This window comes from Zoogloea sp., from assembly GCF_030157465.1.
GTDB lineage: Bacteria > Pseudomonadota > Gammaproteobacteria > Burkholderiales > Rhodocyclaceae > Zoogloea.
Map to the genome: position 1 here is coordinate 1 of NZ_JAOAUU010000063.1, position 18,379 is coordinate 18,379.

An 18,379-nucleotide genomic window follows, 5' to 3' on the forward strand; every position below is an offset into this window, starting at 1 on the left:
TCGCCGGCGTCGTGCACGTCGAGGCCCAGCCAGTGGCCGGTGCGGTGCATGTAGAACTGGCGGTAACTGCCGGATTCGATGGCGTCGTCGAGGCTGCCTTTGATCAGGCCCAGGTCGATGAAACCCTGGGTGAGCACGCGGGTGGCGGCGTCGTGGCCGGCGTTCCAGCTGGCGCCGGGGCGAATCTCGGCGATGGCGGCGGCCTGGGCGGCGAGGACGAGTTCGTAGACGGCCTTCTGCGGCCCGCTGAAACGGCCATTCACCGGGAAACTGCGGGTGATGTCGGAGGCGTAGCCATCGAGTTCGCAACCGGCGTCGATCAAGAGCAGCTCGCCGTCCTGCATCTGGCGGTCGTTTTCGATGTAGTGCAGCACGCAGGCGCCGGGGCCGCTGGCAACGATGGAGGTGTAGGCCGGGGCCTGGCTGCCGTGGCGGCGAAATTCGTGGATCAGTTCGGCTTCGACTTCGTACTCGAAGGCGCCGGGGCGGGCGGTGCGCATGGCGCGGCGGTGGGCGCCGGCCGAGATTTCAGCGGCGCGGCGCATGGTGGCGATCTCGGCGGCGTCCTTCACGAGGCGCATTTCGTCGATGAGGCTGCGCACGTCGCGGATCTGGCTCGGGGCGTGGCAGCCGGTGCGGGCCTGGGCGCGGACGCGGTTGAGGGCCTCGGCGACGCGGCGGTCCCATTCGGGCTCATAACCCACCGAGTGGAAGATGGCCGGCTGGTTGGCCAGCAGAAGGCCGAGTTGCTCGTCGAGTTCGGCGATCGGCCGGGCCTCGTCGAAACCAAAGGCTTCCCGCGCGGCGTCGGGCCCGAAGCGGTAGCCGTCCCAGATTTCCCGTTCCATGTCCTTGGTGCGGCAGAACAGGATGCTGCGCGGCGTGTCCCCGGCCACCAGCACCAGCACCGCCTCGGGCTCGCGGAAGGCGGTGAGGTAATAGAAGTAGCTGTCGAAACGGTAGGCGTAGGAGGTGTCGCGGTTGCGCAAGCGTTCCGGCGCGGTCGGAATGATCGCGACGCCACCGCCGGCGGCCTGCATGGTGGCGAGCAGGCGGGCGCGGCGGGCCTGGAAGGGGGCGATGTCGATGGGCATGGGGCGGTGGCCTGGTGCGAGGGTGTCGGATGCGATTGCGGGCAAAGTCCCGGTTCGGCCGGGCAAGCATCCGAGGATATGACTGAACGCCGCCCGGTGGCAATCCGTTCGCGCAGCCGTCCTGTACGCGCAGGAGGTGGTATGCAGGTGACGGCAGAGGCATCCGGCCGGCTTGAAATCCGACCGGATGCGGGTGAGGTTTTACTGGAGCATGGCGCTGCTGAAGAGCCACAACGCCGTGGCGGGGGATTGCCAGTAGGTCGCGCCGAAGCGCAGGGCCACCTGGCCGGCGGCTCCGGCGACGAGTTGCGACGGGGCTTCCTGGTTGCTCGACAGGAGGTAGGCCGGGGTGGCCTGGATCACGAAGCTGCTTGCATCCACAAGCGCCAGGCGTCCGTCACCGCCGTTGCCCGGCGCGGTGTAGAAGCACACCAGGCGATTCGGCACGCTGTGCGCGCGGCAACCGGCGGGGCTGGCCAGAGTGTTGACGGTGCCGAGCTGGGCGAGATCGGAGGCGCGGTAAAGCGTCCGTTCGAGCACGATGCCCTGGGGCGACCAGTCGAGCGAGCGCGGTGTGTATCCGCCGCTGGTGGTGACGGTGAAGAGCTCGACCAGGCCATCCACGCGGACTTCGATCTTGCGCAGCCCGTACTCGGTGCTTTCGTTGTTGTAGCCATACACGTATTGCCCGGCGGAATCGAAGGCGATCAGGTTGCTCCCGGTATGCGGCTGGGTGATCCGGGGCTGCAGGACGCCTCCGTCGATCAGCGCCACGCCACCGTGCCGGGGACTGAGGTTCGGGCGGATCAGCGAGACGGCGACGACGTCCGGATTGGTCGGGTTGGCGGCGATCTGCTCGGCCTGGAACTGGCCGTAGAAAGCGTCGTTCGGCAAGCGGGTGCGCCACTGCTCGGCCGTACCCGGCAGGCTCAGCTTGACCACATCCCCGCTGCCGTTGAGGCCGACGTAAAGCGCGCTGCCATCGGCAGTCATGGCCAGCGCGAAGGGTTCGGCCCCGACTGCCGCCGAGTAGCTGACCGCGCCGCTGCTCGCATCGATGGTGGCGATGCGATTGCCGTTGCCCGGCACGCTGCCAGGAATGGACGCATAGTAGCGATTGCGGCCGGCGTCGAAGACCAGGGCGTTGTGGGTCAGGGTGATCTTGTTGAGGGTGCCATCCGGCGGGGCCACGAACAGCGTGGAGCCGCCAACCTGGCCGCCGGTGATCTGCAGCGAATAGGGCGCGATCACGCTCGTGTTCAGGGCGTCGACGGCCGAGCGGTCCGCGCGTATCAGCCCGATGCCCGGCGCCCACCAGGTTTCCTCGGTGGCGCTGATCGTGTAGGGCGTTTCGCTCGGTTTCGACGGTGACAGGGTCAGCGCCATGACGGTGCGAAAATGCGCCGTTTCGGCGCTGCCGAGGGGCAGGCTGACGGTTTCCAGGCCCACCAGTTGCTGGGTGAGTTCCAGACGGAAGCTCTCGTTGATGCCGTCGCCGTCTTCGTCGCTGCTCCAGTCCCCCTGGCGGACGCTGCGGCGCGTGCCGCCCACCGGATAGAACGGCTCGGCGAACTCCAGGATTTCGCCGATCAGGGCGCGGGCGGCTGCGGATACCGAATCGCCCATCAGGTCGACTTGCACGAGGCCTTCGGTGCTGCGCCGGTAGTTCGTGTATTCGGTAGTGCCGAAGCCCGCCTCGGCGATGGTGAACTCGTTGCCGCTGACGCTCGACACGCTGCGCGTAACGGTGCCGACGCCCGCTCCGCCCTGGACGAAGGAGTAGGTCCAGGTGTCGCCCGTTGCGGCCGGAAAATAGTTGCGACTGCGCAGGTCGAGACGCTCTCCGGCGGGAACAGTGTCTTCGACAATCCGGGGCAGGGCCGCGCGTACTGCCGGGCCCGAGGAGCCTCCTCCGCCGCCGCAGGCCGACAGGATTGCCACGGCAACGCTCAGGAGAATGATGCGCAAATGATGGTTTTTCATTTCCGGCCTCCCGTTGATGAGTTGTCAGGCCAGGCCGAATGGATCTGCCGCAGCCTTGTTCAACTTTATGCCGATTGCGCAGCCCTGCCTTGACATGGCGCAATCAGTTCGGGGGCGACAGGCTTTCAGGGTGGCCGGCCGCCGGCGCCGGCGTTGCGTGGATCAGCCGGCGCGCAGGCGAGCGTCCAGTTCGGCGAGGCGTTCGGGCGTGCCCACATCGACCCAGTGGCCGTCGAGGCGGGCGGCGGTGACATGCTCACCCGCCATCGCGGCGCGCAACAGCGGGGCCAGCTTGGCCGGTTCGTCGGGCGACAGGCCGGCGAACAGGGCCGGGTGGTAGGCGCCGAGGCCGGCGAAAGTGAGGCGCTCGCCGCCTGCGTCGCGGATCAGGCCGTCGGGGTGAAGGCCGAAGTCGCCACCCGGATGGTGGGCCGGGTTGGCGACGAGGATCAGGTGGGCAAGCGGGCCGTCGACGCAAAGGGATTCCGCCGCCCGGCACAGCGCGGCCAGGTCGGCGTCGCAGAAGACGTCGCCATTCACCACCAGGAAGGGCGCATCGCCGAGCAGAGGCAGGGCGCGGGCGATGCCGCCGGCGGTTTCCAGCGCCTTGCCCTCTGGCGAATACGCAATGCGCACCCCGAAGGCGCCGCCGTCGCCCAGCGCGGCCTCGATCATCTGCCCGAGGTGGGCGTGGTTGATGACCAGCTCGGTGATGCCTGCCGCGGCCAGGCGTTCGATGTGCCAGACAATCAATGGCTTGCCGCCCGCCACCAGCAGCGGCTTGGGGCAGGTGTCGGTGAGCGGGCGCATGCGTTCGCCGCGGCCGGCGGCAAGGATCATCGCTTTCATGGCCGGGCGCTCAGAACGAGAAACCGACTTCGGTGACGGTCGGCTCAAGCTCTTCGAGCAGGCGCATCAGCGGCCGGAGCTGGTTGTAGCGCTCGCAGGTCTTGCGCAGGTGATGGAGGACCAGCGGCATGTCCTTGAGGTAACCGTCCTTGCCGTCGCGGTGATAGAGGCGGGCGAAGATGCCGAGCACCTTGATGTGGCGCTGCACGCCCATCCATTCGTAGTCACGGTGGAATTCGGCGAAATCCTCGCGTACCGGCAGCCCCAGGGCGCGGGCGGTTTCCCAGTAACGGGCCAGCATGTCGAGGACGAAATCTTCTTCCCAGTGAATGTAGGCGTCCTTGAACAGCGAGGCGAGGTCGTAGCTCATGGGCCCATACACCGCGTCCTGGAAATCGAGCACGCCGGGGTTGGGCTCGGAAAGCATCAGGTTGCGGCTGTGGTAGTCGCGATGGACGAAGACCTTGGGCTCGGCAAGGTTAACGTCGAGGATGCTGTCGAAAATCTCGTAGAGCTGCCGGGTTTGCTCTTCGGTGAGGGTGACGCCCTTGTGGCGGGACACGTACCACACCGGAAAGAGCTCCAGCTCGCGCATCAGCATTTCGCGGTCGTACTCGGGCAGCACGCCGGGCTGGCTGGCGTTCTGGATGCAGATCAGCGCACCGAGGGCGTCGGCGTAAAGATTGTGGGCGTTGTCCTTGGTGAGGGCCTGCAGATAGGTGGTGCTGCCGAGGTCGGACAGCAGCAGGAAACCTTCCTCGAGATTTTTCCGGATGACCTGTGGCACGTGGGCGCCGGCGGCACCGAAGAGCCCGGCCACCTTGATGTAGGGGCGGCAGTCTTCGTGGCTGGGCGGGGCATCCATGACGATCAGCGAAACGGGATCGTCAGCGAATGTAAGCCGGAAGTAACGCCGGAAGCTGGCGTCGGCACTGGCCGGGGCGAGTTCGAAGGCGCGGCCGGGAAATTCGGCGGCGATCCAGGACTGGAGTTGTTGGCGTCGTTCCACGGGAGTCTGAGATGCGTTCGTGTAAAATCGCGCAGTTTATCAAACCACGCGGTCGGCTCGCCGGCTGGTTCCAGTCCCGGGATGAAACCACGTACGCAATTACGCTTCTTGTCCATCGCCTTGTTCGCCCTTTGGGGGCGTGCGGGTGCCGAGGTTCTTCCTCCCTTTGTGGTTCCGTCCGCACTGCTCGGCCGCGCGCCATCGGCGGCGCCTGCGCCCGTGGCAAGGCCGGCTTCGGCCACGCCTGCGCCGGCTCGGGCCGCGGCAGGCGTCCGGCCGGCCGGCAAGGCGGCACGCCCTGTCAGCGCCGCCGCGCCACCCGAGCCTGCCCCGCCGGGCTCCACGCGGATCGTTGCCGCAAAGGTTTCTGGTCGCCAGGATGTGGACGCGATCGCCGAAGGCTCCGCCGAACTCATCCGCGACAACACCCGCTTTCTGGGTGACAAGCTTCATTATTTCGAGCAGACCGACGAGGTCGATGCCACCGGTAATGTGCAGGTCATCCGCGGCACCGACACGATGAGCGGCCCCCATGCGCGCATGAAGGTCGGCGAGCAGGTCGGCGTTTTCGATTCGCCCAGCTATGTGATCAGTCGCCCGCCGCGTCCGGCGCCGCCGGGGCAGTATCTGCTGCCCAACCAGTCGGTGCCGCGCTCGCAACAGCCGCTCACCGGGCATGGCTCGGCGGATTCCCTGGTGCTCGAAGGGGAAAACCAGTTCCGCTTCCTCAATGGCACCTGGACCAGCTGCAAGCCGGATCAACCCGACTGGTACCTCCGCGCCAACGAACTCGAACTCGACTACGACCGGGAGATCGGCGAGGCCAAAGGCGGCACGCTGGTGTTCAAGGGCCTGCCGCTGGGCTACCTGCCGTGGGCTGATTTTCCGCTTGCCGACCAGCGCCGCTCGGGTGTGCTGTCGCCCACCTTCGGCACGTCGAACAAGGCCGGTATCGATCTCTCGATTCCGTATTATTTCAACCTCGCGCCCAATTACGACGACACCCTGACGGTGCGCTACATGGGGCTGCGCGGCGTGCAGCTGCGTAACGAGGCGCGCTACATCACGCCTCAGTACAAGGGCATCACCTACCTCGAATACCTGCCGAACGACCAGGTCGAGCAGCGCAGCCGCTACGCCGGCTCGGTGCGCCACAGCCAGGATTTCGGCAGCGGCTGGTCCGGCAACATTGATTTTGCTGGGGTTTCCGATCCGCGCTACTTCATCGACCTGAGTACCCGGCTGGCCCTGACCTCACAGGTCAACCTCCCGCGCCAGGGCGCGATCGCCTACTCGGGCGGCGGCTGGTGGACGGCCACCGGCATGCTGCAGTCCTTCCAGACCCTGCAGGATCCCAAGACCAACGTGAAGGTTGGCGAGCCCTACAAGCGCCTGCCCCAGCTCACGCTCACCGCCAACCGCCCGGAAGTCTTTGGCGGCACCACCTTCCAGCTGGCCAGCGAATTCGTCGATTTCAGCCACCCGACCCTCACCGAAGGGCGCCGTCTCAGCTTTTACCCCCAGCTTTCGCTGCCGCTGCAGACCTCCGCGTTCTACATCACCCCCAAGGTGGGCCTGCACGCCACCCGCTACGACCTCACCCGTCGCAGCGATACCGTCGGCGACGAAACCCTGACCCGCGTCCTGCCCATCGTCTCGGTGGATAGCGGCGTCACCTTCGAGCGCGACACGAACTTCGCCGGCAAGGATTACATCCAGACCCTGGAACCGAGGGTCTATTACCTTTACGTGCCTTACCGCGACCAGTCGAAATACCCCAACTTCGACTCCGGCTTCTACGACTTCAACTTCGCGCAGATCTTTGCCGAAAACGTGTACACCGGCGGCGACCGCATCTCCAATGCCAACCAGGTCACCACGGCCCTCCAGACCCGCATCATCGATCCGGATACCGGTGCCGAAAAGATCCGGGCCGCCATCGGCCAGCGCTACTACCTGGTCGACCAGCGTGTTGCGCTGAACTCCTACACTCCCGTGCGCACCAGCAAGGAAGCCGACTTTCTGGCTGCCTTCAGCGCCACCTTTGCCCCCAAGACCCAGTTCGACACGGCCTGGCAATACAACCCGCGGGACAACTGGACCGAGCGCTTCAACGTCGGCGTGCGCTTCCAGCCCGCCTACGCCCAATCCCTGGGCGTGAGCTGGCGCTATCGGCGCAACTACTCCACCGTGCCAGGCTCCCCAGACGGTTTTCGTGACCTCGACATCACCGGCCAGTGGCCCCTGATCGGTAACTGGCACGGCGTCGGTCGCTACAATCGCAACCTGCGCGACCATCGCCTGACCCAGGGCATTGCCGGGCTCGAGTACAACGGCGGCTGCTGGGTATTCCGCAGCGTCATCCAGCACATCACCACCAGTACCAACGACGTCAGTCGCTCCTTCTTCTTCCAGCTCGAGTTCAGCGGCGCCGGCAGCATCGGCTCCAGCCCCTTGAACATGCTCAAGCGCAGCGTGCCCGGGTATGGGAAGATCAACGACGGTTCCACGCCTTTCGTCGGCCAAGACGACGATTTCTGAAAGACAAGCCCCGCACCATGAAACTCATTGTCACCCTGCTGGCCGTATCCCTGTTCGCCAGCTCAGCCCTTGCCGCCGATGGCCCGATGGAAGTGGATCGGATCGTGGCGGTCGTGAACAGCGAGGTCATCACCCGTTCCGATCTGCGCCTGCGGGTCGGGCAGGTCACGCGCCAGCTCTCGCGCCAGGGCACGCCACTGCCGCCGGCCGACGTGCTCGAACGCCAGGTGCTCGAACGCCAGATCATGGAACGCCTTCAGATCCAGCTCGCCAACGAAACCTCGCTGCGGGTCGATGACGTCACCCTCGACCGGGCTCTCGGGCGCATCGCCGACAACAACAAGCTGTCGATGACCGACTTCCGCAAGGCCCTCGAGCGGGACGGAATCACCTGGGAGCGCTTCCGCGAGGAAGTCCGCAACGAGATCCTCCTGACCCGCGTGCGTGAGCGCGAAGTGGAAGGCCGGATCGTCATTTCCGACGCCGAGGTGAATAATTTCCTCGCCAATCCCGAGAACGTGGTCGGGCAGGAAGAGTACAACCTCGCCCACATTCTGTTCCGCGCGCCCGAAGGGGCGAGCCCCGAACAGCTTGCCCGCCTGCGCGCCAAGGCCGAGGACGTGGCCGCCCGGGTGGCCCGCGGCGAAGCCTTCGACAAGCTCGCTGCCAGCTATTCCGACGCGCCGGACGCCCTGTCCGGCGGCAATCTCGGCTGGCGCAGCGCCGAGCGCCTGCCGGGCGTGTTTGCCGAAGCCGTCACCAGCCTCAAGCCTGGCGAGGCAACGCCCATCCTGAGAAGTGCGGCCGGCTTTCACATCGTCAAGGTGATGGATCGCAAGGGCGGCAGCCACTCCGCGGCGGCAACCCAGGTCCAGCAGACCCGCGCCCGCCACATCCTCATCAAGACCAGCGAAGTGGTTTCCGACGCCGATGCCCGCCGGCGCCTCACCGATCTGCGCGAGCGGGTCGTGCAGGGTGGCGCCAACTTTGCCGAACTCGCCAGGCAGCACTCGGCCGACATTTCGGCCGCCAAGGGTGGCGACCTGGGCTGGATCTACCCGGCCGACACCGTGCCCGAGTTCGAGCAGGCGATGGATGCCCTCAAGCCCGGCGAAGTCAGCCAGCCTGTCCAGTCACCCTTTGGCTGGCACCTGATCCTCGTCGAAGAACGCCGCGTTCAGGATATCTCTGACGACCGCAAGCGTGCCGCGGCCCGCAATGCCCTGCGCGAGCGCAAGGGCGACGAAGCCTACCAGGACTGGCTGCGTCAGCTCCGCGACCGGGCCTACGTTGAATACCGTCTCGAAGAGCAGTAAAACCGGAAAGGCGCGAGGAGTGAGGGTGAGAAGGCCTCGCTCCTCGCGCGCTGCGTCGCCACCGCGGCAAGCGTAAAACATCCCGACTCTGCATCGCCGGCGCATTCGCTGCGATCATTGCCCCCTGACCTCCTCGTTCCCCACCATCATGCCCCTCCCCATCCTCGCCATTACCAGCGGCGAACCAGCCGGTATCGGCCCTGACCTGTGTGCCGCCCTGCCGCGTCGCGAATGGCCGGCGCGCCTGGTCGTGCTGGGTGACCGCGCGATGATCGCGGCGCGCATCCACGCCGTCGAGCCGGCGCTCGACATCGTCGACTACGCCCCTGACGCAGCCCCCCGCCCCGGCGCCCTCGAGGTGCTCCACGTGCCAATGGCCACCAAGGCCGTGCCCGGGCGCCTCGATGCAGCCAACGCCCGCTACGTGCTCGACGTGCTCGACCGGGCCATCGCCGGCTGCAAGTCCGGCGAGTTTGCCGGCATGGTCACCGCGCCGGTGCACAAAGGCATCATCTGCGACGCCGGCGTGCCGTTTTCCGGGCACACCGAATATCTCGCCGAAGCCACCGGCACACCGCTGGTGGTGATGATGCTGGTGGGCGGCGGCCTGCGCGTGGCCCTTGCCACCACCCACCTGCCGCTGAAGGATGTTTCCGCGGCGATAACCCGCCCGCTGCTCACCGACACGCTGCGCATCCTGCACACCGATCTGCGCCAGCGCTTCGGCCTGGCCGCGCCGCGCATCCTCGTCGCCGGCCTCAACCCCCACGCGGGCGAAGGTGGCCACATGGGCATGGAAGAGATCGAAGTCATCACCCCGGTGCTCGAGCAACTGCGCGCGGAAGGCATGCAGCTGATCGGCCCGCTGCCGGCCGACACCCTGTTCGTGCCGCACACACTGAAACAGGGCGATGCCGTGCTCGCCATGTTCCACGACCAGGGCCTGCCGGTGCTCAAGCACGCCAGTTTTGGCGGCGGTGTGAATGTCACCCTCGGCCTGCCCATCATCCGCACCTCGGTCGACCACGGCACCGCGCTTGATCTGGCCGGCAGCGGCCGCGCCGATCCAGGCAGCCTGTTCGCCGCGGTCGAGCTCGCCATTGCCATGGCCCAGGGGCAGACAAAAACATGAACACCCGCCGGCGCCTGCTGCTCGGCGGCGCATCCGCGCTGGGCCTGGCGGCCTGTGGCGTGCAGCCGCAAAAGCCCGAACCCTCCGCCCCCCGGGTCGCCCGCAAGCCAAGGATCGCACTGGCCCTGGGTGGTGGCGCAGCGCGCGGCTTTGCCCACATAGGCGTGATCAAGGCCCTCGAAACCAGCGGGATCAGCCCGGATTTCATCGTCGGCACCAGCGCCGGCTCGGTGGTTGGCGCACTTTACGCTGCCGGCCATGGCCCTTTCGAACTGCAAAAGCTGGCCATCCAGCTGGACGAGGCATCCGTAACCGACTGGAGCCTCTTCGACAGGGGCCTGATCAGGGGTGTGGCGCTGGAACGTTTCATCAACACCCACGTGGGCAACAAGCCCATCGAAGGCCTCAAGCGCCGCTTTGCCGCGGTGGCCACCGATCTGCAAAGCGGCGAGCCGGTCATTTTTCAAAGCGGCAACACCGGCACCGCGGTACGCGCCTCGTCGGCCATTCCCGGCGTCTTTCCGCCGGTCGGCTTTGGCGGACGTGAATACGTGGATGGCGGCCTGGTTGCCCCGATTCCGGCGCGCGAAGCCCGCAACCTTGGCGCCGACATCGTTATCGCAGTCGATATCTCGGGCCGCCCCAGCGGCAAGAAAAACCAGGGCAGCCTTGATGTGCTGCTCGACACCATCGCCATCATGGGCGGCGCCCTCGGCAAAGCCGAACTCACCGCCGCCGACGTGGTGATCCGCCCCGAACTGCGCGGCCTGCCGGCCACCAACTTCCAGCAGCGCCACGAGGCGATCCTGGAAGGTGAAAAGGCTGGTTTCGCAGCAATAGCGCGGGTGCGGGAGACGATTGCCGCCTGGCAACGCAAGAACGGATAAGGAAACACGCATGAGCGAACCACACCAGGCGCGAAAGCGCTTCGGGCAAAACTTCTTGTCCGACAAGAACATCATCTACAAGATCATCGAGGCGATCCGCCCCGATCCGGCCGACCGCATGGTCGAGATCGGCCCGGGCCTGGGCGCGATGACCGAGCCGCTGATGAGCCGCCTCGATCACCTGCACGTCGTCGAGATCGACCGCGACCTGATCGCCCGCCTCAAGGAAGCCCACTCGCCGGACAAGCTGACGATCCACGAGGGCGATGCCCTAAAGTTCGACTTCGGCAGCCTGGTGGCCGACGGCGCCCCGCTGCGGGTGGTCGGCAACCTGCCCTACAACATTTCCACGCCCATCCTGTTTCACCTTGCCGACTACGCCGACAAGGTGAAGGACATGACCTTCATGCTGCAAAAGGAAGTCGTGATGCGCATGGTGGGCGACCCGGGCACCGAAGAATACGGCCGCCTGTCGGTGATGCTGCAGTACCGCTTCAACATGCGGCGTGTTTTCGACGTGCCGCCCGGTGCATTTCGCCCGGCGCCCAAGGTCATGTCGAGCATCGTGCGGATGGTGCCGCGCCCGGCGTCCGAATGCACCGCCAAGGACTACGCGCTGCTCGGAAAGGTTGTCACCGCGGCCTTCGGCCAGCGCCGCAAAACCCTGCGCAACACCCTGCGCGACTACCTCGACGAGGCGGACTTTGCCGCCCTCGGCATCGACCCGGGCCTGCGCGGTGAAAGGCTGTCGGTGGATGACTTCGTGCGCATCGCCAACCACATGGCGGCAAAGGGCCCACAGCCGGCCTGATGCCTGTCCGGCAGTACACAGGGTGCGCCACCATGGCGCACCACTGGCACGCTTCAATCAACGGCCATGGGCAGCAAACCACGCATCGGCGGCGGCGATCGTCGAATCGATGTCGGCTTCAGAGTGAGCCGCCGACACGAAGCCGGCCTCGAAGGCCGAGGGCGCAAAGTAGTGGCCGGCATCCAGCATGGCGTGGAAGAAGCGGTTGAAGCTGTCCTTGTCCGAAGCCATCACGTCGGCGTAGCTCTGCGGCACAGCCTTGGCAAAATACAGGCCGAACATGCCGCCGACGGAATCCGCAGTAAAGCCCACGCCGTGCTTCGCGGCAGACGCCTTGAGGCCATCCACCAGCCGCGTCGTGCGGGCAGTCAGCAATTCATAGAAACCCGGCTTCGAAATCTGATCCAGGCTGGCCAGCCCCGCCGCCACGGCCACCGGGCTGCCCGACAGCGTGCCGGCCTGATACACCGCGCCCAGCGGAGCGATCTTCTGCATGATGTCGCGACGGCCACCAAAGGCGCCCACCGGCATGCCGCCGCCGATCACCTTGCCCAGCGTGGTCAAGTCCGGCGTGATGCCGAAAAGCCCCTGCACGCCGCGCGGGCCCACGCGAAAGCCCGTCATCACCTCATCGAAGATCAGCACCGCGCCGTGCTCGGTGCACAGGCGGCGAAGCAGATGCATGAACTCGGCGGACGGCTTCACGAGGTTCATGTTGCCGGCAATCGGCTCGATGATCACGCAGGCGATCTCGCTGCCGCGAGCCTGGAAAATCTCCTCGAGCGCGGCCGGATTGTTGTAATCGAGCACCAGGGTGTGCTTGGCAAAGTCGTCCGGCACGCCGGCCGACGACGGGTTGCCGAAGGTGAGCAGACCCGAACCCGCCTTGACCAGCAGGCTGTCGGCATGGCCGTGGTAGCAGCCTTCGAACTTGACGATCGCGTCACGGCCGGTAAACCCACGGGCCAGGCGGATCGCGCTCATGGTGGCCTCGGTGCCGCTCGACACCAGACGCACCATTTCCATGCTCGGCAACAGCTCGCACAGCCGCTCGGCCATGTCGATCTCGCGCTCGGTCGGCGCGCCAAACGACAGGCCATCGAGCGCCGCTGCACGCACCGCCTCGACCACCACCGGATCAGCGTGACCCAGGATGGCCGGGCCCCAGGAGCCGACGTAATCCAGGTATTCCTTGCCATCCGCATCCCACACACGCGCGCCCTTGGCCTTCTTGAGGAAACGTGGAGTGCCGCCCACCGAGCGGAAGGCACGCACCGGCGAATTCACGCCGCCGGGAATGGTGCGCTGGGCGCGGGTAAAGAGTTCTTCGTTGCGACTGGTCATGCTGACGGTTCCTGATGGGATCGATCGAACAACCCGGCGTAGGCCACCGCGCGGGCGGCCGGGTCGGGTGCGGAGAAGACGTCGCTGATCACGGCCAGCAGGTCGGCGCCGGCATCGATCAGCGGTGGCGCGTTTTCAAGGGTGATGCCGCCGATGGCCGCCACCGGCAAGCCGAATTCACGCTTTGCGCGGGTCAGCAGATCAAGGGGCGCCCGCAGAGCGGCAGGCTTGGTGGGCGACGGATACATCGCGCCAAAGGCCAGGTAATCGACTCCCGCGGCCGCTCCGGCAACGGCCCGCGGCCATTCGTTGTAGCAGCTCACACCCAGGATGCGGCCGGCACCGAGCTGCTGCCGGGCCGCTGCCGGATCACCATCGTCGCGCCCGAGGTGAGCACCGTCGGCGCCGATATCAAGCGCCAGCAGGAGATCGTCGTTGATGACGAGCGGCACACCGGCAGCGCGACAAACCGCGAGCAGACGCGACGCCTGCTCGCGCCTGAGTGCGCCGTTGGCAAGCTTGTTGCGGTACTGCACGAGGGCCGGACGCGCTGGCAGCAAGGCCGCCACCGCAGCGACGAGCGCGTCGGTGTCCGGCCAGTCGGGCGTGACCAGATAGAGTCCGGAGTGCAGCATTCTCAGGCTCCGGAAGCGTCGCCGGGCGAACGAGCCCAGAAGAAACGGTCGGGAATGTGCTGCCCCATGCCTGGCCGGAAGGCAGTCGCCAGCGTCTGCCAGGTAAAGCCCTGCGCCTCGTAAACCGCCGCCGAGACGTCCAGGCCGTGGGCCATGGCTGCCGCCACAGCGGAGGCCAGCGTGCATCCGGATCCGTGGTAACTGCCCTGCAGGCGCGCCCAGGTGTCGGCGCGAAGCACGCCTGCCGACCCATAAAGGGTATTGACCACCTGAGGCGTATGAGCGTGGGATCCGGTAATGAGCACGTACTCGCAGCCCATGGCAAGAAGCCGCGCGGCGCAATCGGACATGCTGCACTCATCGAAATCGTCGCTGCTTCGGGCAACCAGGCGACGGGCTTCCATGGTGTTGGGTGTGATCACCGTTGCCTGTGGAATGATGAGTTCGCGGAGGGTCGCAAGCATCGCCTCTGAAGCCAGCTCGTCACCGCGCCCCGAAGCGATCACCGGATCGACGATCACCGGAATATGCGGATAATCAGAGATGATCTCTGCAATTACGGCGATATTTTCGACGCTACCCAAAACACCAAGCTTGAAGGCCTGCACCGGCATGTCTTCAAGCACGGCCCGGGCCTGCTCGGCCACGAAGTCGGCATCGACGGGCAGCACATCCTCGACGCCAACGGTGTCCTGCACGGTCAGCGCCGTGATGACGGTCAACGCGTGGCAGCCCATGCCGGACATCGTCATGATGTCGGCCTGGATGCCCGCGCCACCGGTGGGGTCGGACGCGGCAAAGACGAGAACGAGAGGGGGCGTTGGATCGCTGGGCTGAGTAGTCATTCCGGGAAACAAGGACGCACAATTTTAACTGTGACTGCGCTACCATTCACGATCCAAGCGATTCTAGCCGAAATCACGGCAACGCACCCGAATGCCAAGCCTCCCCTACAAGACCTGGATGTGTCTGATCTGCGGCTACATCTACAACGAAGAATCCGGCGCACCCGAAGAGGGTATTGCCCCCGGCACGCGTTGGGAGGACATTCCTCCCAACTGGACCTGTCCCGAATGCGGAGCACGCAAGGACGATTTTGAAATGATCGCAATCTGAAGGCTTTCAGCCTCGACAGCGCTACAGTGAACGCACGAAACGACATCAGCACGAAGCCCGGAGGGTCAAGGTGAATCTCAGCGGAATCAAGGTCATGGTCATTGATGACAGCAACACCATCCGCCGCAGCGCCGAAATCTTCCTTGCCCAGGCAGGCTGCCAGGTGGTTCTGGCCGAAGACGGCTTCGATGCACTCGCCAAAATTGCCGACCACGCGCCCGACCTGATCTTCGTCGACATCATGATGCCGCGCCTTGACGGCTACCAGACCTGCGCGCTGATCAAGAAAAACGCCCGGCTCAAATCCACGCCGGTCATCATGCTGTCCTCCAAGGATGGCCTCTTCGACCGCGCCCGGGGCCGCCTCGCAGGCTCGGACGAATACCTGACCAAGCCCTTCACGAAGGAAAGCCTGCTGCGCTCCGTTGCAAGCCACACGCGCGCCAGGCAGCTCTCCGCCAACGACTGACAGCACAAACGCGCCCCATGCCGATCCAAAAAATCCTTGTCGTAGACGACTCCCCGACGGAAAGACTCGCCCTGTCGGAAGTCCTGGTCAAGAATGGTTTCCAGGTCGTTACCGCCGAGAGTGGCGACGAAGCTGTCATCAAGAGCAAATCCGAACGTCCCGACCTGATCCTCATGGACGTGGTCATGCCCGGCACCAACGGCTACCAGGCCACCCGCACCATCGTGCGCGACGAAGCCACCCGCGACATCCCGGTCATCATCTGCACCAGCAAGGGCCTCGAAACCGACAAGATCTGGGGCATGCGCCAGGGTGCCTTTGACTACATGGTCAAACCGCTCGACCACGCGGTACTCCTCGAAAAAATCCGGGCACTGAGCTGACGACCCCCATGGCGAAGCGGATCAGCCTCCACGAATTCCAGGCCGGGCTCGCACGGCGGCTCGCCGGCGCCCAGGACAACCGCGCCTCGGCGCTCCTCGCCGTTCAGGCCGGCAAGCGCAACTGGCTCGTCGACCTCACCGAAGCCGGCGAAATCCTCGCCGTCCCGCCCCTGGCCCCGGTTCCCCTAGCCCAGTCATGGTTCCGCGGACTTGCCAGCGTTCGCGGCAACCTGTTCGGAGTTGTCGATTTCGCAGCCTTTCACGACGACCTGCCGATTGCTCCCGTCGGACATGCGCGCCTGCTGCTGGTCGGCGTGCGCCATAACCAGAATTGCGCCCTGCTCGTCACGCGCGCCCTGGGCCTTCGCTCCATTGAAGATTTCGAGCCAGTCCCCACCCATGCCGACGCAGACCGACCCTGGATCGGCGAGCAGGTGCAGGACGCCTACGGCAACACCTGGACCCGGCTCAAGGTGGCCGATCTTCTGAATCACGCGCGTTTTCTTGACGCCGCCCAATCGTGAAAAACCATTCTGGAGGAGCAGCGGGCAACGCTCGCTGAAAAAAGACAAACATGGCATTCAAGCTACCGGGACTGTCACGGGACAGCAACAAGGCAGCATCCACGAACGTGGACACCATTCTCGAAGCCGGGGACAAACCCCAGGTCGGCAGCACCCTCCCCTTCCTCGCGGGCAGGAGCGCGTCCGAACAGCTGCGCATGCTGCGCACCCCGTTCCTGATCCTTGCAGCCCTGACCGCCGCGCTGGTGCTCTACCAGGTTCGGGTCAGCAGTTTCGGCACCGCATATGTCGCGGCTGCCGGTCAGATGCGCACCCTGTCCCAGCAGCTCGCCAAGGCCAGCCAGCTCGCGCTCCAGGGTGAGCCCGCGGCCTTCGGCGAACTGAAGCGCAGCCGCGAGCAGTTCAACACCCTTCTGGCAGCAGTGACCGACGGCGGCGACATCAACGGCACCGGTGTCCCGGGCGGCAGCAGCGCTGTTACCGACGAACTCGCCGCCGTGACCGAAGCCTGGAAAAAAACCGACGCCGACGCTGAAAAGCTCGTCAAGGAAGAAAAGAACCTGACCAACCTGGGCAAGGCCGTCGCCACCATCAATGGCAAAAACCCCCAGTTGCTCGACCTCTCCGAGCAGGTTGCGGCCCTCAAGCTGCAGGGCGGCGCAGCTGCACGTGAAATCGCCACCGCCAACCAGGTGGTGATGCTCACCCAGCGCATCGCCAAAAACGCCAACGCCCTCCTGATCGCCAACGCCATCGACCCGGAAGTCGCCTTCCTGCTCGGCAAGGACACCAACACCTTCCGCGAACAGCTGGAGCAACTCCAGAAAATGACCGCAGAAGGCAGCGACACCAAGGCCAAGCTCGCCGAACTGGAAGCGGTCGGCAAGGACAACCTCTCCGCCGTCGCAACCATCCTCGGCAGCATCCAGCTGCTCGTCAAGGCGAAGGAAGCCGGCAGTCACATTTTCATCGACTCCACCCCGCTCCTCGAAAAGACCACCGCCCTGGCCGAAGGCTACTCACGCGCCTACACCGGCTTCTTCACCTGGGTCAGCATGGCGATCATTCTCTGCGCCCTGCTCGCCCTGGCCTGCCTCGCGCTGATGGCAAAAACCTACAACGACGACATCGCCCGCCGCCGCCACTCATCCGACAACCTGCGCGAAGCCGCCGAAACCGAGCGCAACAGCACTCAGCAGGCCATCCTGCGGCTGATGAACGAAATGGGCGACCTGGCCGACGGCGACCTTACCGTGCGCGCCACCGTCACCGAAGACATCACCGGCGCGATTGCCGACTCGGTGAACTACACGATTGAAGAACTCTCCGTTCTCGTGCGCCGCATCAACGACGCCGCCCTGCGCGTAACCAGCGCCACCGAATCGGCCCAGCGCACCTCCGACGAGCTGCTCTCATCCACGGAGCGCCAGTCCCAGGAACTCCGCCTCGCTGGCGAAACCGCCCAGAGCATGGCGAGTTCGATGAGTGCTGCGTCCGAAGATGCACTGCAGTCCGCCCACGTGGCCCGTCGCTCCCTTGAAGCCGCCCAGAAGGGCGCCGCCGCGGTGGAAGACACCATCAAGGGCATGAACGACATCCGCGAGAAAATCCAGGAAACCTCCAAGCGCATCAAGCGCCTGGGCGAATCGTCCCAGGAGATCGGTGAAATCGTCGAACTGATTTCCGACATTACCGAACAGACCAACGTGCTCGCCCTCAACGCAGCCATCCAGGCCGCCTCTGCCGGCGAAGCCGGCCGCGGCTTCTCGGTGGTTGCCGAAGAAGTGCAGCGCCTTGCCGAACGTTCCGCCGAAGCCACCAAACAGATCGGCGCGATCGTGAAAACCATTCAGACCGACACCGGAGACGCCGTGACCGCCATGGAAAACGCCACCCGCGACGTGGTGGACGGTGCCCGGCTGTCCGAAACCGCCGGCCAGGAACTCGCCGAAATCGAACGTGTTTCCGCCGAAACCGCCGAACTGATCGAACGCATCTCCGTCAGCACCGAAATCCAGGCCAAGGCCGCAACCCAGGTGGCCGAAAAGATGAAAGGCATTCTTGCCATCACCGACCGCACCACCACCGGCACCCAGCAAACCGCCGTCTCAATTGGCGAGCTGGCTGACCTGGCAGTAGAACTCAAGGGTTCGGTCTCCGGCTTCAAGGTCTGAGCCCGGCACACCGCCCTTCCCCCGATCTGGAACGGATTCCGACCACGTACCACTGATGAGCTCAGCACATGAACTCGACCTGGGTCCGCTGACCTGGGTCAAAGGCGAGATC

General features: G+C 65.6%; 17 protein-coding genes. 10 read left to right on the forward strand and 7 right to left on the reverse strand.

Annotation, left to right across the window (positions count from 1 at the left end; translation table 11 throughout):
- The 4 genes from Q1W26_RS08875 to Q1W26_RS08890 form a co-directional block, all read right to left on the reverse strand.
- A partial coding sequence (locus Q1W26_RS08875; RefSeq protein ID WP_300438655.1) for an aminopeptidase P N-terminal domain-containing protein occupies positions 1-1,094 on the reverse strand: 1,094 nt, incomplete at its 3' end.
- Between the two features lie 201 nt (positions 1,095-1,295).
- Positions 1,296-3,077, reverse strand: coding sequence for a hypothetical protein (locus Q1W26_RS08880; RefSeq protein WP_300438658.1), 1,782 nt, complete (start codon positions 3,075-3,077; stop codon positions 1,296-1,298).
- A gap of 162 nt (positions 3,078-3,239) precedes the next feature.
- A complete protein-coding gene (gene murU / locus Q1W26_RS08885) occupies positions 3,240-3,917 on the reverse strand; it encodes an N-acetylmuramate alpha-1-phosphate uridylyltransferase MurU (RefSeq protein ID WP_300438692.1) in 678 nt (225 codons plus the stop codon).
- A gap of 19 nt (positions 3,918-3,936) precedes the next feature.
- Positions 3,937-4,935 (reverse strand): phosphotransferase, encoded by a 999-nt coding sequence (locus tag Q1W26_RS08890; RefSeq protein ID WP_300438661.1) that lies wholly within the window; start codon positions 4,933-4,935, stop codon positions 3,937-3,939.
- Positions 4,936-5,016: 81 nt separating this feature from the next.
- Between Q1W26_RS08890 and Q1W26_RS08895 the strand changes: the two genes are divergently transcribed.
- The 5 genes from Q1W26_RS08895 (at position 5,017) to rsmA (ending at position 11,622) form a co-directional block, all read left to right on the forward strand.
- The gene (locus tag Q1W26_RS08895) at positions 5,017-7,476 is read left to right on the forward strand and encodes an LPS-assembly protein LptD (protein WP_300438664.1); all 2,460 of its coding nucleotides are present in this window, start codon (positions 5,017-5,019) and stop codon (positions 7,474-7,476) included.
- Positions 7,477-7,493: 17 nt separating this feature from the next.
- A complete protein-coding gene (locus Q1W26_RS08900) occupies positions 7,494-8,792 on the forward strand; it encodes a peptidylprolyl isomerase (protein ID WP_366143653.1) in 1,299 nt (432 codons plus the stop codon).
- Between the two features lie 148 nt (positions 8,793-8,940).
- The gene (gene pdxA / locus Q1W26_RS08905) at positions 8,941-9,924 is read left to right on the forward strand and encodes a 4-hydroxythreonine-4-phosphate dehydrogenase PdxA (protein ID WP_300438667.1); all 984 of its coding nucleotides are present in this window, start codon (positions 8,941-8,943) and stop codon (positions 9,922-9,924) included.
- Positions 9,921-10,811: a patatin-like phospholipase family protein gene (locus tag Q1W26_RS08910; protein WP_300438670.1), complete on the forward strand. Its 891-nt coding sequence runs from the start codon at positions 9,921-9,923 to the stop codon at positions 10,809-10,811. Before pdxA ends, Q1W26_RS08910 begins: the two co-directional genes overlap by 4 nt.
- A gap of 10 nt (positions 10,812-10,821) precedes the next feature.
- Positions 10,822-11,622 (forward strand): 16S rRNA (adenine(1518)-N(6)/adenine(1519)-N(6))-dimethyltransferase RsmA, encoded by an 801-nt coding sequence (rsmA, locus tag Q1W26_RS08915; RefSeq protein ID WP_300438673.1) that lies wholly within the window; start codon positions 10,822-10,824, stop codon positions 11,620-11,622.
- A 57-nt stretch (positions 11,623-11,679) separates the two neighbouring features.
- On the opposite strand, the gene hemL is transcribed toward rsmA, so the two are convergent.
- The 3 genes from hemL to thiD are packed head-to-tail and all read right to left on the reverse strand — an operon-like array spanning position 11,680 to position 14,446.
- Positions 11,680-12,966: a glutamate-1-semialdehyde 2,1-aminomutase gene (gene hemL, locus Q1W26_RS08920; RefSeq protein WP_300438675.1), complete on the reverse strand. Its 1,287-nt coding sequence runs from the start codon at positions 12,964-12,966 to the stop codon at positions 11,680-11,682.
- Positions 12,963-13,601 carry a thiamine phosphate synthase gene (thiE, locus tag Q1W26_RS08925; RefSeq protein WP_300438677.1) on the reverse strand — a complete coding sequence of 213 codons (639 nt, stop codon included), beginning with the start codon at positions 13,599-13,601 and terminating at the stop codon, positions 12,963-12,965. Before thiE ends, hemL begins: the two co-directional genes overlap by 4 nt.
- Positions 13,602-13,603: 2 nt before the next feature.
- A complete protein-coding gene (gene thiD / locus Q1W26_RS08930; protein ID WP_300438680.1) occupies positions 13,604-14,446 on the reverse strand; it encodes a bifunctional hydroxymethylpyrimidine kinase/phosphomethylpyrimidine kinase in 843 nt (280 codons plus the stop codon).
- A gap of 118 nt (positions 14,447-14,564) precedes the next feature.
- Between thiD and Q1W26_RS08935 the strand changes: the two genes are divergently transcribed.
- The 5 genes from Q1W26_RS08935 (at position 14,565) to Q1W26_RS08955 (ending at position 18,267) form a co-directional block, all read left to right on the forward strand.
- Positions 14,565-14,717: a rubredoxin gene (locus Q1W26_RS08935; RefSeq protein ID WP_300438698.1), complete on the forward strand. Its 153-nt coding sequence runs from the start codon at positions 14,565-14,567 to the stop codon at positions 14,715-14,717.
- Between the two features lie 70 nt (positions 14,718-14,787).
- Entirely contained in the window at positions 14,788-15,186 is a 399-nt protein-coding gene (locus tag Q1W26_RS08940) for a response regulator (RefSeq protein WP_300438683.1), read from the forward strand.
- A gap of 17 nt (positions 15,187-15,203) precedes the next feature.
- The gene (locus tag Q1W26_RS08945; RefSeq protein WP_300438686.1) at positions 15,204-15,569 is read left to right on the forward strand and encodes a response regulator; all 366 of its coding nucleotides are present in this window, start codon (positions 15,204-15,206) and stop codon (positions 15,567-15,569) included.
- 8 nt (positions 15,570-15,577) lie between these two features.
- Positions 15,578-16,093 carry a chemotaxis protein CheW gene (locus Q1W26_RS08950; RefSeq protein WP_300438688.1) on the forward strand — a complete coding sequence of 172 codons (516 nt, stop codon included), beginning with the start codon at positions 15,578-15,580 and terminating at the stop codon, positions 16,091-16,093.
- 50 nt (positions 16,094-16,143) lie between these two features.
- Positions 16,144-18,267 (forward strand): methyl-accepting chemotaxis protein, encoded by a 2,124-nt coding sequence (locus Q1W26_RS08955; protein WP_300438690.1) that lies wholly within the window; start codon positions 16,144-16,146, stop codon positions 18,265-18,267.
- The last annotated feature ends 112 nt before the right edge of the window (positions 18,268-18,379 follow it).

What these genes read in the sequence shown, in the direction of transcription:
- Q1W26_RS08950 (WP_300438688.1), top strand. Translation starts at nt 15,578, where the DNA reads ATGGCGAAGCGGATCAGCCTCCACGAATTCCAGGCCGGGCTCGCACGG.
- pdxA (WP_300438667.1), top strand. Translation starts at nt 8,941, where the DNA reads ATGCCCCTCCCCATCCTCGCCATTACCAGCGGCGAACCAGCCGGTATC.
- thiE (WP_300438677.1), bottom strand. Translation starts at nt 13,601, where the DNA reads ATGCTGCACTCCGGACTCTATCTGGTCACGCCCGACTGGCCGGACACC.
- murU (WP_300438692.1), bottom strand. Translation starts at nt 3,917, where the DNA reads ATGATCCTTGCCGCCGGCCGCGGCGAACGCATGCGCCCGCTCACCGAC.
- Q1W26_RS08880 (WP_300438658.1), bottom strand. Translation starts at nt 3,077, where the DNA reads ATGAAAAACCATCATTTGCGCATCATTCTCCTGAGCGTTGCCGTGGCA.
- rsmA (WP_300438673.1), top strand. Translation starts at nt 10,822, where the DNA reads ATGAGCGAACCACACCAGGCGCGAAAGCGCTTCGGGCAAAACTTCTTG.
- thiD (WP_300438680.1), bottom strand. Translation starts at nt 14,446, where the DNA reads ATGACTACTCAGCCCAGCGATCCAACGCCCCCTCTCGTTCTCGTCTTT.
- Q1W26_RS08910 (WP_300438670.1), top strand. Translation starts at nt 9,921, where the DNA reads ATGAACACCCGCCGGCGCCTGCTGCTCGGCGGCGCATCCGCGCTGGGC.
- Q1W26_RS08895 (WP_300438664.1), top strand. Translation starts at nt 5,017, where the DNA reads ATGAAACCACGTACGCAATTACGCTTCTTGTCCATCGCCTTGTTCGCC.
- Q1W26_RS08945 (WP_300438686.1), top strand. Translation starts at nt 15,204, where the DNA reads ATGCCGATCCAAAAAATCCTTGTCGTAGACGACTCCCCGACGGAAAGA.
- Q1W26_RS08955 (WP_300438690.1), top strand. Translation starts at nt 16,144, where the DNA reads ATGGCATTCAAGCTACCGGGACTGTCACGGGACAGCAACAAGGCAGCA.
- hemL (WP_300438675.1), bottom strand. Translation starts at nt 12,966, where the DNA reads ATGACCAGTCGCAACGAAGAACTCTTTACCCGCGCCCAGCGCACCATT.
- Q1W26_RS08935 (WP_300438698.1), top strand. Translation starts at nt 14,565, where the DNA reads ATGTGTCTGATCTGCGGCTACATCTACAACGAAGAATCCGGCGCACCC.
- Q1W26_RS08900 (WP_366143653.1), top strand. Translation starts at nt 7,494, where the DNA reads ATGAAACTCATTGTCACCCTGCTGGCCGTATCCCTGTTCGCCAGCTCA.